The organism is Hymenobacter sp. UYCo722, from assembly GCF_040547115.1.
Classification (GTDB): Bacteria; Bacteroidota; Bacteroidia; order Cytophagales; family Hymenobacteraceae; genus Hymenobacter.
Window position 1 is genome coordinate 73,169 of record NZ_JBEPPC010000002.1, and the last position, 14,341, is coordinate 87,509.

14 protein-coding genes are annotated in these 14,341 nt (G+C 57.8%); 2 read left to right on the forward strand and 12 right to left on the reverse strand.

Translation table 11 applies throughout. The annotated features are described in order from the left end of the window. Positions 1–2: 2 nt before the first annotated feature. The 9 genes from porM to lipB all read right to left on the reverse strand — a co-directional run bounded on the left by porM (position 3) and on the right by lipB (position 9,507). A complete protein-coding gene (porM, locus tag ABIB44_RS06125) occupies positions 3–1,586 on the reverse strand; it encodes a type IX secretion system motor protein PorM/GldM (RefSeq protein ID WP_354583751.1) in 1,584 nt (527 codons plus the stop codon). A gap of 52 nt (positions 1,587–1,638) precedes the next feature. Further along, positions 1,639–2,445, reverse strand: coding sequence for a type IX secretion system motor protein PorL/GldL (porL, locus tag ABIB44_RS06130; protein ID WP_354583752.1), 807 nt, complete (start codon positions 2,443–2,445; stop codon positions 1,639–1,641). A 77-nt stretch (positions 2,446–2,522) separates the two neighbouring features. Further along, the gene (porK, locus tag ABIB44_RS06135) at positions 2,523–3,542 is read right to left on the reverse strand and encodes a T9SS ring complex lipoprotein PorK/GldK (RefSeq protein WP_354583753.1); all 1,020 of its coding nucleotides are present in this window, start codon (positions 3,540–3,542) and stop codon (positions 2,523–2,525) included. 248 nt (positions 3,543–3,790) lie between these two features. Continuing rightward, positions 3,791–4,786: a PorP/SprF family type IX secretion system membrane protein gene (locus tag ABIB44_RS06140; RefSeq protein ID WP_354583754.1), complete on the reverse strand. Its 996-nt coding sequence runs from the start codon at positions 4,784–4,786 to the stop codon at positions 3,791–3,793. A gap of 181 nt (positions 4,787–4,967) precedes the next feature. Then, entirely contained in the window at positions 4,968–5,798 is an 831-nt protein-coding gene (locus ABIB44_RS06145) for a uroporphyrinogen-III synthase (protein WP_354583755.1), read from the reverse strand. Between the two features lie 77 nt (positions 5,799–5,875). Next, on the reverse strand, positions 5,876–7,075 hold the full coding sequence (locus ABIB44_RS06150; RefSeq protein ID WP_354583756.1) for a DUF4271 domain-containing protein: 1,200 nt from the start codon (positions 7,073–7,075) through the stop codon (positions 5,876–5,878). An 11-nt stretch (positions 7,076–7,086) separates the two neighbouring features. Beyond that, positions 7,087–8,172 (reverse strand): MraY family glycosyltransferase, encoded by a 1,086-nt coding sequence (locus tag ABIB44_RS06155; RefSeq protein ID WP_354583757.1) that lies wholly within the window; start codon positions 8,170–8,172, stop codon positions 7,087–7,089. Positions 8,173–8,224: 52 nt separating this feature from the next. After that, positions 8,225–8,644 (reverse strand): hypothetical protein, encoded by a 420-nt coding sequence (locus tag ABIB44_RS06160; protein WP_354583758.1) that lies wholly within the window; start codon positions 8,642–8,644, stop codon positions 8,225–8,227. Between the two features lie 47 nt (positions 8,645–8,691). Then, a complete protein-coding gene (lipB, locus tag ABIB44_RS06165; RefSeq protein ID WP_354583759.1) occupies positions 8,692–9,507 on the reverse strand; it encodes a lipoyl(octanoyl) transferase LipB in 816 nt (271 codons plus the stop codon). A 134-nt stretch (positions 9,508–9,641) separates the two neighbouring features. On the opposite strand from lipB, the gene ABIB44_RS06170 reads away from it, so the two are divergent. Beyond that, on the forward strand, positions 9,642–10,001 hold the full coding sequence (locus tag ABIB44_RS06170; protein WP_354583760.1) for a YraN family protein: 360 nt from the start codon (positions 9,642–9,644) through the stop codon (positions 9,999–10,001). A gap of 132 nt (positions 10,002–10,133) precedes the next feature. Here the strand turns inward: ABIB44_RS06170 and ABIB44_RS06175 are convergent, their stop codons facing one another. Beyond that, positions 10,134–11,180, reverse strand: a complete 1,047-nt coding sequence (locus ABIB44_RS06175; RefSeq protein ID WP_354583761.1) for a toxin-antitoxin system YwqK family antitoxin — start codon at positions 11,178–11,180, stop codon at positions 10,134–10,136. A 148-nt stretch (positions 11,181–11,328) separates the two neighbouring features. Continuing rightward, positions 11,329–12,144, reverse strand: coding sequence for a cyanophycinase (locus tag ABIB44_RS06180; RefSeq protein ID WP_354583762.1), 816 nt, complete (start codon positions 12,142–12,144; stop codon positions 11,329–11,331). 326 nt (positions 12,145–12,470) lie between these two features. On the opposite strand from ABIB44_RS06180, the gene mgtE reads away from it, so the two are divergent. Next, positions 12,471–13,847, forward strand: a complete 1,377-nt coding sequence (gene mgtE, locus ABIB44_RS06185; protein WP_354583763.1) for a magnesium transporter — start codon at positions 12,471–12,473, stop codon at positions 13,845–13,847. Positions 13,848–13,876: 29 nt separating this feature from the next. Here mgtE and arfB read toward each other — a convergent pair whose 3' ends face one another. After that, positions 13,877–14,281, reverse strand: a complete 405-nt coding sequence (gene arfB / locus ABIB44_RS06190) for an alternative ribosome rescue aminoacyl-tRNA hydrolase ArfB (protein WP_354583764.1) — start codon at positions 14,279–14,281, stop codon at positions 13,877–13,879. Positions 14,282–14,341 lie beyond the last annotated feature (60 nt).

A 14,341-nucleotide genomic window follows, 5' to 3' on the forward strand; every position in this document is an offset into this window, starting at 1 on the left:
TATTATAGCAACGGAATGTTGAATGTACGGCTCATGTTCACGGCCTCCACATTGCCCTGGAAGTTCTGACGCTGCACGTCTTTCACTTCCACGTACAGGCGGTCGCCTTCGCGGTAGGCATTCACCACATCGCTCAGGTCAGCGGTGGGGCCGCTAATCGATTTGGTCTGAATAGCGGGACGCTTGCCACGTACCAGCGTCACCTCGTAGCGCGACACGCGGAACTTGGCATCGTCGGGCAGGAAGGTAGCGAAACCAGCATCTGGAATAGCTTTCAGTGTGAACGAGCGCACAGCGGTACCAGGGGTACCCTGCTTATCGTTCACGGGACGGCCACCCGCGAAAGCCTCAATCGAAGGCTTGGGGATGGGACGCACCTGGAACGTCTGCGAGCCGATAGCATTGCCACCGCTGCTCACGTTCAGGGTTACCTCTCTCGAGTTCGGAATCAGGGTTACGTCACCAAGCTTAGCGCCCTGGATGGCCGAAGCGCCCGAAGCCGAAAAGCTAGGCTTGTACTGCGCGCCCAAAGCGGGCACCGATACATTCAGCTTGTTGCCGCACTTGAAGTACAAGGCCTGCACCGAAGCCGACTGAATCTGCATCACTGGCTTAGTGATGGTGTAAGGCACTTTCACGGTGAAGGTAGTATCACGACCGTTCTGGTTGAATCGAATCGTACCCGTCCACGAAGACTTGGCATTGCCGGAGGCATCAAAGCCACCGGGGCGAGCCGTGAACTCTACTTTGCCATGGCCGTTGCTCGGGTCTACTGCCAGCGAAGAACCGTTCAGGGTCATCGACGGGCGGATGCTCGAAGCCGAGGCGGTCAGGAACAGTTCAGCTTTGTACTTGGTACCGGCAGCTACTGTGTTCGACTCGGCCGAAGCGAAAGCGCCAATTTTGTCAAATACGATAGTTTTGGCACCTACCTTCTGCGCCTGAGCCGAAAGGGCTTCGGCTTCATACTTCAGCACTTCCGTTTCTTTCTGCGAAATGGTAGCCAGGGCAGCCACAACCGGTGTGTTTTCGAAGTTCAGCTCAGCGAAATTTTTGTTTTTCTGGCCTTTCTCGGTTACACGCTTGTCCTCTGTAGCATCCAAAGCCAGCGCAGTCGCGTCGGGCACGTACTGTTTAATGTAGTTAGCGTATTCGTTCAGCTTGGGCTTGAGGCTGGTATAAGCAATACCGTTCTTCTTACCACCGAGCATGGTAATGGCCACCTTGTCTTCGCCGCTGAGGTTGGTCATCTCCGGGCCGGTGTTTTCCGTAGCCTTCAGCAACTGCTGGCGGATGTCGCGCAGGTAAGTTACCAGGTCCTTCGTCTTCGCACGAATTTCTTCGCTTTGCTTAAGCACAGCAAGGTCACGGGCCTGGTTCTGGTTTTTCTTCACCGCCGCCTCAATACCTTTTACCGTACCATCGGCCGCCACTGCGGTTTTATCGTTGACACCCAACAGGCTGTCATCAATGAACTTGAACTTCAGCAGAATCGCTGAGTTCACTTGGAGCGCCAGAAGAGCCGTCAGCACGAGGTACATCATGCCAATCATCTTCTGCCGCGGGGTTTCTTTTCCGCCTGCCATTATCTGTTTCCGCTAATATTGGATGAGAACTAACTGAATTGCTAAACCAACTCTATTGAGCTGGGGCACGCATAGCGTTCAGCATGTTGCCGTACACCCGGTTCAGCGAGGTCAGGTTACCAGTCAGGTCCGATACCTGCTTCTGGAATTGCTCGGTGTCTTTGCCAGCCTGGGTCATGTTATCCATGGCCTTGCTGAGCGTGCCGTAGAACTGGTTCATCGATTTCAGGTGCGTGTTGGCATCCTGCAGCTCCATTTCATACACGGCATTCAGCGCACCCAGGTTTTTGGTTACGTTCTGCACCTGCATGTGGTACTCTTTGGCATCCGAGGTAGCGTTCGACATGGCCGAAATAGCTTCAACCGTGTTGCCGTAAGCAACGTTGATTTTATCGAGCGAATCGGCCGCCGAGCGTACTTTCTTCGTGTACTCATCGGTTACGTTGGCGGCTTCGCCCAACTGCGACATTTGCGACGTCGTGGTGCTCAAGCGGTTCAGACCCTGACCCAGGCTGGTGAGCGCCTCAGGAGTTACGTTCGCATTTTTCAGCATGTCGTCCAGCTTCATCGTCAGGCCCTTGCTGTTGCTATCGTTCGAGAAACTCGGGTTGCCAGTCGAAGGGTCGTAGCCTTCGCTCAGCTCAGGGTAAACCAGCGACCAGTCGTGGTCCTTGCTAGCCGGCTGGAATGCACTAAGAAAGAAGATAACTGCTTCGGTACCCAGACCCACGATGAGCATGGTGTCGGCGCCATTCCAGTGTTCGATTTTGAAGAGAGCACCAACAATTACAACTGCTGCACCGATGCCATAGATTTTGGGCATCAGCGTATCGTAGAGAAAACTAGGTTTAGCTGCCATGATATTTTTCGAAAGAGGTTGAAAAGGGTTTGGGGAGAGGGTGGTTAAAACCGTTGGTACGAACTGATAAAATAATACTAGTTGAGCGAGCTGTTGGAGCCCATGCCAATCTGAATCATGGAGCAGCGGAAGCCGATGTACGAGCGCGCCGAGTCCTGATATTCGAAGTTGCGGGTACCGGTTTCGAGGAAGTAGGCAATGTCTTTCCACGAGCCACCACGTACTACTTTGCGCGGCTCATTGTCGTCAGGGTTGGTGGGGTTCAAGTCCCAAACCACCGGCACGGAGGCCTCCATGAAAGCATCATCGCACCACTCCGATACGTTGCCGGCCATGTCGTAGAGGCCAAAATCGTTGGGGAAGAAGGAGCCAACTTCGGAGGTGTAGGCAAAGCCGTCGGAAGCGTAGTCGCCGCGGCCGGGCTTAAAGTTTGCCAGCATACACCCTTTGCTATTGCGCAGGTAGGGACCACCCCAAGGATAAGTAGCCATGTCACGGCCACCGCGGGCTGCATATTCCCATTCAGCCTCGGAAGGCAGGCGGAAGTTGGGGTCGTTGGCAAAGCCAGTTTCCTCGCGGGCAGCATTGCGGAACTTGGTGCGCCAGTTACAGAAATACTTGGCGGCAAACCAATCAACGCCCACTACCGGGTAATCATCAAATGCGGGGTGGGTGTAGTAGTACTCCAGCAGGGGGTCGCCCATGTGGTAGGTAAAGTCGCGCACCCACACCGTGGTATCGGGGTAAAGCTCAGTCATTACGTACTCTTCGCCGAGTACATCCAGCGAGTCCTGCTTGATGGCATCGACGAACTGGCGGTATTCGTTGTTGGTAATCTCGGTTTCGTCCATGTAGAAGCCGGCGATAGTCACCTGCTTGTTCATGTTTACCATTGACGCAGAAATATCCTGGTCGGTCTGGCCCATATGAAAAGTACCACCCGGGCAGGGTACCATGCCGTAGGGCACTTCCTGCGGGTTGAAGATGGGGCGGTCCTCCGCTCCAACTAGGTCACCCTGAGGGCCCTTGCCAAATCCGCACCCACCTAATAATGCTCCGGAGATAGCGAAAAGAGATACTGCTAAAAGCTTGTTCATGAGAGTTAGAGATTCTGTTTTAATTGCCGATACCGCTAAAGTACATTTAGATGGGCTGGCAAATCTACACTTTTTTAGGATACTGTGCAATACCCTGCCATTCCCAAAACCAACCAATTTTACTAAAAACACGCTGAACAGCGCAAATAACTCGGTTAATCCGATTTGTTAATTTTGGAGCAAGCTAAATTTTATCCTAACACAATTGGATAATGCCACTTTTTGGATAGAATAAAAAAATAGTAAAATTAGAAGCTGTAACGCGGAGTACGGATAGCCGGGCGAGTGATGAGCCCCACTTTAGGCAACCGGTAGGAAAGCATGATTTCGTACGAGCTGAATGCCCGAGCGGCTTGATTGATTGTGATGATATCGAAAGCACCCCCAAGCCGCAACGCATTATCCTTAGCAAAGCTTACGCCAAACAAGCCTGAAACGGATTCCTGATGGCGATAGTTTGCACCAATCCAATATTTATCATCGAGTGTGGCGCGCACGCCACCTTCGAAAGAGTAATTATTACTATTATCAAATTTGCCTTTATCAGAGTAACTACCCGGTAACACGGCTTTCACCAGTGCCGAAGGCGTGACAACAACGGAAGATGAGACGTCAAAATTGTAGCCCGCCGTGAAATAAGCGTGGTTTTCCGCTAAATATTTACTGGGAGTGCCCTGGGTACCGGCGCTTTTGAACGTATAGCCCGAACGCAACAAGTTGTTAACACTCAGACCAACATAAAATTTTGGCGCTTCATACCACACCCCCGCGCCGGCATCGAATTTGCTGTCGGAAGCATCTTTCGGCACGTTGATATCGTCGGGGTCGATGGCGATGTAGGTGCCTTTGCCCAAGTAAGTGTAGGTGCCCTGAATGCCAATGCCCAGTTTGCCCTCGCCCAACTTGATATGCTGCGAGTATGAGAGCGCTGCATTGGTCATCTTAGACTGACCTACCTGGTCGTAGTACACACTGACGCCCACCCCTCCGCTAAGGGCGAGAATGGGTAGTGAAGCGGTAAAAAGGCCGGTTCGCGGCGAGCCATTGGCTCCGCCAAACGAGCCGTAGTTGTAGTACTGGTAGCGGCCAAGTAAATTTATTTCTCCCTGCCCCTTTATACCCGCATATGCTGGGTTGAGCGACATACCATTAAGGCTATACTGGGTGAATTGGGGCTGCTGCTGAGCTAGTGCCGAGCCAACCGTTGCTGAAAGCAATAGGGTTGCGAGTAGAGTGCCTTTCATGTGGGTAAGGTGCCGCGGATTAGAAGGAAGGGGGGACAGCCAGTGCAGGGGGTGGGCCAGCGTTAGGAACAGCTTCCAAATGTAACTCAAAATCCCTCCTCAAAAAATTCGGACAAAAAAAACCGGCCCAGGAATTCCCAGACCGGTATTTGACGACGAGAAATTACTTCCGTATCGTCGCTTAATCGTTGTTTTTAGCACTTTTAGAGGCTGCCGTATTAGACTCGGGCTGAGCATGGCGGCGGATGTAGGCTTCGATGGCCCCAGTCATGGACGGGGCATTGGGATGCGGGGCTTCGATGTCCAGAATTAGCCCGGCATCGATAACAGCTTTGGCAGTGGTGGGGCCGAAAGCGGCCAGGCGGGTACCATCCTGCACAAAATTGGGAAAGTTGATGAACAGCGAGCTGATGCCCGAAGGGCTAAAAAACGCGATGCAATCGTACTTCACGTCGGACAAATCGGACAGGTCGCTGGCGACCGTGCGGTAGATAACGGCTTCGCTAAACTTGAGGTTGTTGGCCCGCATGAATACCGGAAGGTCATCCTTCCGAATGTCGGAGCAGGGGTAGAGAAACTTCTCGCCCTTGTGCTTTTTGATGACGTCGAAAAGGTCGGCAGCGGTGCGTTCACCCACGAAAAGCTTGCGCTTACGCAGCACGATGTATTTCTGCAAGTAGTTGGCAGTCTGCTCCGAAATGCAGAAGTATTTCATTTCGGCGGGCATTTCGAGCTTGGCTTCCTGACAGATGCGGAAGAAGTGGTCGACAGCATTACGGCTAGTAAAAATAATAGCCGTATATTCGAGGATATTGATTTTATCCTTCCGAAAGTCCTTATAGGACACGGGCTGCACGTCGATAAACTCCCGAAAATCTACCTTGATGCCGTATTTCTCGGCAATGGCAAAATAAGGGGAAACGTCGTTGGTGGGTTTGGGCTGCGTAACCAGGATGCTGCTAATGCGCGTGGCGTGCCGGCCTGTGCCCGGCTTGTCTGCACTCTCGGCCATACGGGAAGAAAAGGAGGGTAATGCTTAGAACAATAAGAGTCGGAAGGAAACTGATTCGGCCGTGGGGCCGAAATCAATCAATACGTAAAGACAATAAGCTTAAGTATCACCAATAGAGGCAGTACTTCGGTAGCGCAAAGGTAGGCAAACAAATGTAGATTCAGTAGGGAGGCATGGCGGTGGAGCGTGCGGGCCACGCGCAGCACCGTGCCGACCAATACGAGGCCGATAGCCGTGCTGGCTGCCCAGGCCACTGCCAGCGGGAAAGAACCGTTGAGGCTAAGGTAGAGCAGCAACACCAGCGGCAGAATGAGCCCCACCAACAACGTGGTGCGCAAAAACTCCCGATACTGCACATCGACCAATGGCTGCAGGCCGAAGATGTAAGCCATCAGCGAGAGAAACAGGTACTTACCAAATACGAAGGTCGTGATGATGCCCGTGTAGAGCACCACCCGCCCGACAATGGCCGACTCGGGCACATTGAAAAACTGCCGTAGCAGCGGCAGGCTCTGCAAGTCGGTGTGAATGGCGGTGAGCAGCAGGCCAAACGAAAGGGCAAACAGCAACACCAAAAGCAGGTTCAGCAGCGAAAAAGCGGGTTTAACAAGGAAGGCAGACTGGTCGCCGCTCACCCCGAAGAGTTCTTCAATTTGAAAGATGCGCGCCAGGCCAGGCTGGTAGGTAACACGAATGGCCCCGTACGACAGCCCCAAAAGCAGCAGAAACCCGAGGTACACGTTCTGGCCCTGCGGGGCGGGCAGGCGCGGCAGCGCCAAGCCAGCGGCCTTGGGCAGGCCAGTGGCGGCAGCGCTGGCCACGGCAGCTACGCCCGAAAACGACGCTAGCGCGGGCGAGCCATTGGGCTGCCACACGGCCAACAGGTGCCGGCCGGCGGGCAGTTGCGTGGGCAACAGCTGGGCAAGGTCAAGCGAATAGGCGGTAGCAGCCCGGGCCGTGAAAATGAGCTGATTATCTAAGAAGAGGCTGAGGCCGGGCTGGGCGGCGAAGGAAAGCGGAAACGACTGGTTGCGGCTGACGCGCACCCACTGGTAATAGGCGTGGGCGGGCTGATGGTAGCCGGGCAGGTACAAAATGAGCCGGTTGCGGGCCGCATTGTGAATGAGCCAGTCGGCCGAAAGGGCGGTGGGCGAAGCGGGCGGCAGCTGCCGGTACTCACTGGCCTGCGCAGCCGCCCCCACCAGCAGGACAACGCACGCCAACAACCAGCCAAACAGGCGCGGCAGGGGCAGGCGCAAGAGGCGGGCAGCGGGCATGGCGCGGTCGATTATTGGCCGGAAGCTTCGGCGGCTTGCATCTGGCGGCGGGTGAGGCGGCTCTGGTACACACCCAAGAAGATACTGAGCATCACTGAGAAGCCCGCAAGTGCAATAATGAGGATGGTGTTGCCCAAATGCGCAAAACGAATGACGAACAGGGTGACGATAATATTGAGCAGGGCCAGCAGCAACACGGTGCTGATTTGCTGGAAGCCCATAGCCATAATGCGGTGGTGAATGTGGTTTTTATCGGGTGAGAAAGGCGACTGGCCAGCGGCCATGCGTAGCGAAAAAACGCGAAGCGTGTCGAACAAAGGCACGAACAGAATGCCCACCGCTACCGATGGGGCGGAGGCCCCGAACGGCTGCCCCACGCGCAGGCCCATTTCGATAAACTGGATGGCCAGCACGGACACGATGAAGCCGCAGACAAGCGAGCCGGTGTCGCCCATAAAGATGGGGGCGCGATGGAAATTGTAGCGCAGGAAGCCCAGCAGGCCACCAATCAGGCAAATGGCCACGTAGGCGTAGTTGCCAAAGCTGGCCCCGCCATAGGCGTAGAAATAGTAGCCGAAGGTGCTGCAGATGATGAGCACGATGGTGCCGGCCAGGCCGTCGAGACCATCAATCAGATTGATGGCATTGGTGATGCCCACAATTACGAAGAAGGTGAAGGCGTAGCTGATACCCACCGGCAGCGTACCGATGCCCAGGATGCCCTGGAAGCTGGTGAGGCGTACGTCGGCCATTATCATCACAATGCCCGTGGCCAGAAGCTGGCCCACAAACTTTTTTGACACCGACATACCCACCAGGTCATCCTTCAGGCCCACAAAAAACAGAATGATGCAGCCGGCCAGCAGCTCTTTCACCCCGTTTTGCAGGGGCGCGAAGATGGTGAGGGCCGACATGAAGCCCGCAAATACTGCCACCCCGCCCAGGCGCGGCGTGAGTGACTGGTGCACGGTGCGCCCGTTGGGCGTATCGAGCATGTTTTTGAGGTGGGCGATGTAGATGATGGATGGCACGGCAAACAACGATACCAGCAGTGCCCACATCCAGGACAACGCCAAGGGAATATCGAGATGATTCATAAAATATTGCATAAGAGCTGAACCCCGTGGGGAGGGACAACACCAGAGAAATTTAGCTGTGCAGCACGCCCACGCGGTCGAGCAGGGGAATGAGGGAGAAATTGTCGGGCACGATGGAATCGGGCACGAAGATGAATTTTTTGTCGAAAATCCGGGGACCTCGGTAGTAGCTCACCCAGTATTGGTTGTTGAGGTGAAATAGTGACGGGTCGAGGGGCTCGACCGGGATGGCGGTACGCGGGGGCACTTCCTCGAAGAGGTAGCGAAGGGTAGAGGTGCGCACTTTTTCGCCGTCGGGCTGCTGGCCGTAGCCATTGGCATTAACGATGACGTTTTCGAGCGGGAAGTCATTCTCGTTCAGCAGATACACCTGCCAGATGGGCTGGCCTTCCGCGTTCAGGGCCTTGTCGGCGGCCAGCACCACGGCCACGGACACGCCTTCAATGGGGTCAAATGAAATGTCTTGCTTCATTATAGCATCATACGGACTAAGCGGATTTCACAGATTGCCAGGTGCCGCTACGCATGTTTCGAAAAATCGGGCACTGCGGTTGCCTGCGAAGCAGATTCCGTGCCGCCCAGCAGCTCCAGTAAGTGCGGCAGCAGGCGCTCCTGCACTTCGGCCACGGTAACGGTAGTGCCCGGCCCCAACTCGCGGGCCAGCGAGGTCACGGCTTTGTCGGTGATGCCACAGGGCACGATGTGGCCGAAGTAGGACAGGTCGGGGGCGACGTTGAGGGCGAAGCCGTGCAGGGTAACCCAGCGGCTGCACTTCACGCCGAGGGCGCAGATTTTGCGGGGGTTGGGCGCGCCATCTTCCCAGTCGAGCCACACGCCGGTGAGGCCGGCGATGCGGCCGGCCTTCAGGCCATACTCGGCCAGGGTCCGGATGACGGCCTCTTCCAGCGTGCGCAGGTACCAGTGGATGTCGGGCCGGAAGTTGTCGAGGTCGAGGATGGGGTAGCCCACCAGCTGGCCGGGACCGTGGTAAGTGATGTCGCCGCCCCGGTTGATGCGGTGGAAGCTGGCCTCATGCGCGGCCAAGGCTTCATCATCTAGCAGCAGGTGTTCGGGTTTGCCGCTTTTGCCCAGTGTGTAGGTGTGCGGGTGCTCGCAGAGCAGCAGGTGGTTGGGCGTAGGCAGGGGGGCGAGGCCGGCGGGCTCGCCCAGCCGGTTCTGGTTTTTAATGGCCAGCGCGGCCTCCATCAGGGCCTCCTGAAGCTGCCAGGTGGGCACGTATTCAACCAGGCCCAGCCGCCGCACCTGCACGGCGCGGTTGGCCGCCGGACTGTCAGCAGGCAGCAAGGCCGAAAACGAAGGAGCGGAAGTGACCATAGGCGGCAGGAGCGAAAACGGACCGCAAAGGTACGTCCCGCCGCAGGCTTTGGCAGAAGCTTGCCCGCTGGGCTACCAACGGCTAGCTTGCGGGGCCAGCTGCCTATCTACCGCAACTCATCCCCCACCTGACTATGGCCCACGCGCCCCACCAACTCGGCCAAGCCGGCGAAGATGCCGCCGCCAACTACCTGCTGGCCCGGGGTTACCAGGTGCTGGCGCGCGGCTACCGCCACGGCCGCGCCGAAGTGGATTTGGTGGTGCAGCTGGGCTCGGATTTACTGGTATTCGTCGAGGTGAAAACCCGCTCCTCGGGCCAGTTCGGTGCGCCCGAGACGTTTGTTTCGGCGCGCAAGAAAGAACTGTTCCGGCTTGCGGCCACGCACCTACAGGAGGAAATGGACTGGCGCGGCGACATCCGCTTCGATATTCTGGCCCTTACGCTCCTCAGTTCGGGCTTTCGCATCGAGCACTTCGAGGACGCGTTTTATTGATTTACTGGCGGAGCACGAGATTGTTATGCTGAGCGTAGCAGAGCATTTGAGAGGCATCTGACAAACTCGTCCTGCCGACTCAGATACCGTGAGCCAGATACCTGCCGTGCGGTCGATATGGCAACCCCGGGACTACTTTTTCTTGGGCTGGACTTTGCCCGGCGCTCTGCGTGCGGGGCGCGGCGTGTAGCCGGGGCGGCGCGTGGCCCCCGGCCGGTCCACGGCACCAGGGTCGTCGCGGTGGTCGTAGTTTTTCTCTTTGTCGTAGATGAGCACGGCGTTGCGCGTGTACTGGCGGATGAGCTCGGGCTCGGTTACCTCGGGGTCGTAGCCCGATTCGCCGTACTGGTACTCGTAGCGGCGGCGGGCCCGGAAGCCCCAGTACTTGGTCCAGACGCCTACGCGCTTGCCGTTCTCGAACTGGCCACGCCAGTCGGGCTGGCCGTTCACCAAGAACTTGGCGTACTCTCCTTCGAGCTTGCCGTTCACGTAGGGCACCACTTCGTTGATGAGGCTGCGGTCTTCGCCGTAATAGCTCACGTTGGCGTCGCGCGGGAAGCCCATTTCGTAGTGCGTCTTGGTTAGTAGGACGCCATTTTTATCGAACTGCTCCCACCGCAAGTGCTTCGTACCGAGGGCATAGTAGCCGGTTTCGAGCACCTTGTTGTTTTGCATTACTTTGTAGGGGCCGTGCAGGATTTTCAGGTCGGGCTCTTCGTCTTCAATGGCGGCCAGCGGCAGGATTTTATGCTTCTTGGTATCGAAGTAATAGTGCGACGGCGCGTAGGCATTCAGCGGCTTGGGATACTTCAGGAAATAGAAAACCGTGATTTTCTGGTTGCGCCCCTTCGGCCCGGTCTTGGTGTAGGCGCGCTTGATGCGCTCGCCCAGGAAAACGTTTTTCTTGGGTTTCTTTGATTTGCGCTGGGCGTCCTTTTCCTGCTCTTTAGCCAGCCGCTCCTGCTCTTTGGTGAGCACTACTTTGCGCGCCGTGCTGAGCGAGGGCTTGCCCCCAAGGGTATCGGAGGTGCGCGTGAGCGTGTCGGCCAGGGCCGTAACCGGCACCTCGGGTGTGCTGTTGAAGGAGACGGTTTTGCGAGTGCAGGCCCACGGCAGCAGCGTGAGCAGCACCAGCAACAGGCCCGGCAAGCGCCGCGACCACAAACGAGAATTTGGCATGAAACGCACGGAGTATTTTCGGGCCATCAACGCAAAGGTAGCCGGGTTTGGTGCCCGGGGGCGGTAAGTTTAGGAGGGTAGGAGGATAAGGGGGCAGGAGGTTGCAGACTGCAGAAAAAAACGCCTACCCTCGTACCCTCCCACCCTCCTATCCCACCACCTCCCGCGTGGCTAAATCCAGCTGCTGGCCGGCTACCAGCAGGTGCAGGCGCAGGCCGTGCCCACTGATAACCGCACCCTCGGCCAGCGCGGGCAGGTTGTTGTGGCTGACGTGGGCGGCATCAACCACCACCACGGCTTCTTCGCCGAATACCTGCACCGGCTGCCCGGCGCGGATGACGAGGCCGGTTTCCTCGCTCAGGCCGATGCCCAGCAGCGTGGGCTGGGCCAGCACGGCGTGCATCAGGCGCGGGTAGCGGCCACGCTCGGCGAAATGCTGGTCGAGCAGCACACCGGGCAGCAGGTTCAGGCCGGGCTTCACCTCGATGCGGCCGCCGAGCAGGCTGCGCCAGCCGTGGCCGTCCACGAGCATCACCTCGGCCAGGGCGGAGGCCCCGGCGCTGGTACCCGCCACGATGAAGCCCGCCTCGTGCTGGTACTTGTGCCGCAGAATGGCTAAAAACTCGCTGCCGAGCAGGAAATCGGTAATGCGCTCCTGGTCGCCGCCGCTCATGAACACGAGTGCTGCCCGGCGCAGGCGCTCCAGGGTGGCGGGGTCGTCGGCGGGGTGGTCTTCGTTCACCTGCAGGTGGCGCACATGCGGGCAGCCCAGCTGGTGCCAGGCGTGGGCGTAGGCGGCGGCGGTGCGGGCGGGCTGGCGGCGGGTGGCCGTAGTAAATACCTCGATGGGCACGGTACGGTCGGGCAGCAGGCTGGCCAAGCGTTTGAGAAACAGGTCGTCGTCGCCGCCACCGAGCACCACGAGGGTGCCCAGGGGCGCGGCGGCAGCAGCATCAGGAGACATAGGCGCGAGATTGGGGCGGCAAGATGGGGCGGCGGCGGGGATTTGGACTGGGAGCAGCCGGCGCAGTTACGGAAGGAGTTGCGGCAATGGCCGTCATGCTGAGCGGAGCCGAAGCATCTCTACCGCGCCACTAATCCTCTCGATTGAGTTACTCTCGCGGTAGAGATGCTTCGCCTTCACTCAGCATGACGGCCGCCTTTACTCGATATCACCCAAACAACAACCAGTTACCCTACCCATTTCCCATCCGCTTAGCCCTACTTTTGTGGCGCTTATTCCTTTCATCAACCCCGCTTGCCTAGCGAAGCACCTCCCCTCCTCTTTTCATGCAGCCGCAGACCGTGGAAACCATCACGTCCCTGATTCAGGAGGGCGAATTTTTTAAGCTGAAGCAGCTGCTTCGCGATTTCCAGCCTTCGGAGCTGGTGTCGCTGATTGAGGCCGAAGAAGAACGGGAACAGCTCATCATCTTCCGGCTGCTGCCGCTGAAGCTGGCCACCGAGGTGTTCGAATACCTCGATTTGGAGGAGCAGCGGCACTTCCTCGATAACCTGGCCCAGGATAAGATGGCCGACATTCTCAACGAGATGTCGCCCGATGACCGCACGGCCCTGCTGGAGTTTCTGCCCGCCAACTTCGTGGCTGAGCTCGTGCAAAGCTTGAGCGAGGAAGAGCGCAAAGTGACGCTGCAGCTGCTGGGATACCCCGAAGACTCGGTGGGCCGCCTGATGACGCCCGACTACATTGCCATTCGTGAGAACTGGACGGTACAACAGGTGCTCGACTACATCCGGCAGCACGGCGGGCAGTCCGAAACGCTGAGCATGCTCTACGTGACCGACGCGCACGGCGTGCTGATTGACGATATCCGCATTCGGGAGTTTCTGCTGGCGGCCCCGGCGGCGCGGGTGCGCGACCTCATGGACCGGCGCTTTGTGCAACTCACTGTGGCGCAGGACCAGGAAGAGGCCATCGATATTTTCCGGCGCAACGACCGCAACGCCCTGCCCGTGGTCTCGGACCAGGGCATCCTGCTTGGCATCGTGACCATCGATGACATTCTGAGCATTCGGGAGCAGGAAGACACCGAGGACATGCAGAAGCTCGGCGGCTCGGAGGCGCTAGACGAGCCTTACCTCACCATGCCACTCCTGACGCTGGTACAGAAACGGGCTGGCTGGCTGGTGGTGCTCTTTCTGGGCGAGTTGCTCACGGCCTCGGCCATGCAGTTCTTCGAGGGCGAACTCCAAAAGGCCATTGTGCTGATGCAATTCGTGCCCCTGATTATCAGCTCGGGCGGCAACTCGGGCTCGCAGGCTACCTCGCTCATCATCCGGGCCATGGCACTGGGCGAGTTCACGCTGGGCGAGTGGTGGCGGGTATTGCGCCGCGAAATCATCACCGGTCTGGCGCTGGGCCTGATTCTGGGCCTCGTAGGCTTCGGGCGCATTGCCATCTGGCAAGCCATCACGCCCATCTATGGCCCGCATTGGGCGCTGGTAGCTCTCACAGTGGGCATTGCGTTGGTGGGCATCGTGCTCTGGGGCTCGCTGGCGGGCTCCATGCTGCCGCTGCTGCTCAAGAAGCTGGGCCTGGACCCGGCCACATCCTCCGCACCCTTCGTGGCCACGCTGGTCGATGTCACGGGCCTGATTATCTACTTCTCGGTGGCGCTGCTGCTGCTGCGCGGTACGCTGCTGTAGTTTTCCTCTGATGACCTCTGTGCGAAAAATTACTCCACCCGCCGCCGGTTGGCCTTCTTCTCGCCGTCCTTCTTCTTACCATCCAGCCGCTTGCGTACGGCGCTTTTGCTGGGCTTGGTGGCTTTGCGGGGCTTGGGCCGCCGCAAGCTCTTAAGGAGCAATTCGTGGAAGCGAGCCAGCACAATTTCTTTGTTGCGAAGCTGGCTGCGGTCGTCCTGCGCGGTGAGGAGCAGCAGGCCCTCGGCAGTGAGCTGATTTGCTACCTTCTCCAGAATCAGTTGCTTCTGGGTGTCGGTGAGCACCTCCGAATCCATCAGGTGCCAGCGCAGCTCCACCCGCGATTCTACCTTGTTCACGTTCTGCCCACCCGGCCCGCTGGCCCGGCTGGTCTGAAAGGTGATTTCGGGCAGGAAAGCAGCAGCGGCGGGAAGCACTTTTTTAGTGGTTAATGATAAATGGTTAGCAGTTAATAGCAGGAGAGACAGTCAATTAGT

What these genes read in the sequence shown, in the direction of transcription:
- porM (WP_354583751.1), bottom strand. Translation starts at nt 1,586, where the DNA reads ATGGCAGGCGGAAAAGAAACCCCGCGGCAGAAGATGATTGGCATGATG.
- porL (WP_354583752.1), bottom strand. Translation starts at nt 2,445, where the DNA reads ATGGCAGCTAAACCTAGTTTTCTCTACGATACGCTGATGCCCAAAATC.
- porK (WP_354583753.1), bottom strand. Translation starts at nt 3,542, where the DNA reads ATGAACAAGCTTTTAGCAGTATCTCTTTTCGCTATCTCCGGAGCATTA.
- ABIB44_RS06140 (WP_354583754.1), bottom strand. Translation starts at nt 4,786, where the DNA reads ATGAAAGGCACTCTACTCGCAACCCTATTGCTTTCAGCAACGGTTGGC.
- ABIB44_RS06145 (WP_354583755.1), bottom strand. Translation starts at nt 5,798, where the DNA reads ATGGCCGAGAGTGCAGACAAGCCGGGCACAGGCCGGCACGCCACGCGC.
- ABIB44_RS06150 (WP_354583756.1), bottom strand. Translation starts at nt 7,075, where the DNA reads ATGCCCGCTGCCCGCCTCTTGCGCCTGCCCCTGCCGCGCCTGTTTGGC.
- ABIB44_RS06155 (WP_354583757.1), bottom strand. Translation starts at nt 8,172, where the DNA reads ATGAATCATCTCGATATTCCCTTGGCGTTGTCCTGGATGTGGGCACTG.
- ABIB44_RS06160 (WP_354583758.1), bottom strand. Translation starts at nt 8,644, where the DNA reads ATGAAGCAAGACATTTCATTTGACCCCATTGAAGGCGTGTCCGTGGCC.
- lipB (WP_354583759.1), bottom strand. Translation starts at nt 9,507, where the DNA reads ATGGTCACTTCCGCTCCTTCGTTTTCGGCCTTGCTGCCTGCTGACAGT.
- ABIB44_RS06170 (WP_354583760.1), top strand. Translation starts at nt 9,642, where the DNA reads ATGGCCCACGCGCCCCACCAACTCGGCCAAGCCGGCGAAGATGCCGCC.
- ABIB44_RS06175 (WP_354583761.1), bottom strand. Translation starts at nt 11,180, where the DNA reads ATGCCAAATTCTCGTTTGTGGTCGCGGCGCTTGCCGGGCCTGTTGCTG.
- ABIB44_RS06180 (WP_354583762.1), bottom strand. Translation starts at nt 12,144, where the DNA reads ATGTCTCCTGATGCTGCTGCCGCCGCGCCCCTGGGCACCCTCGTGGTG.
- mgtE (WP_354583763.1), top strand. Translation starts at nt 12,471, where the DNA reads ATGCAGCCGCAGACCGTGGAAACCATCACGTCCCTGATTCAGGAGGGC.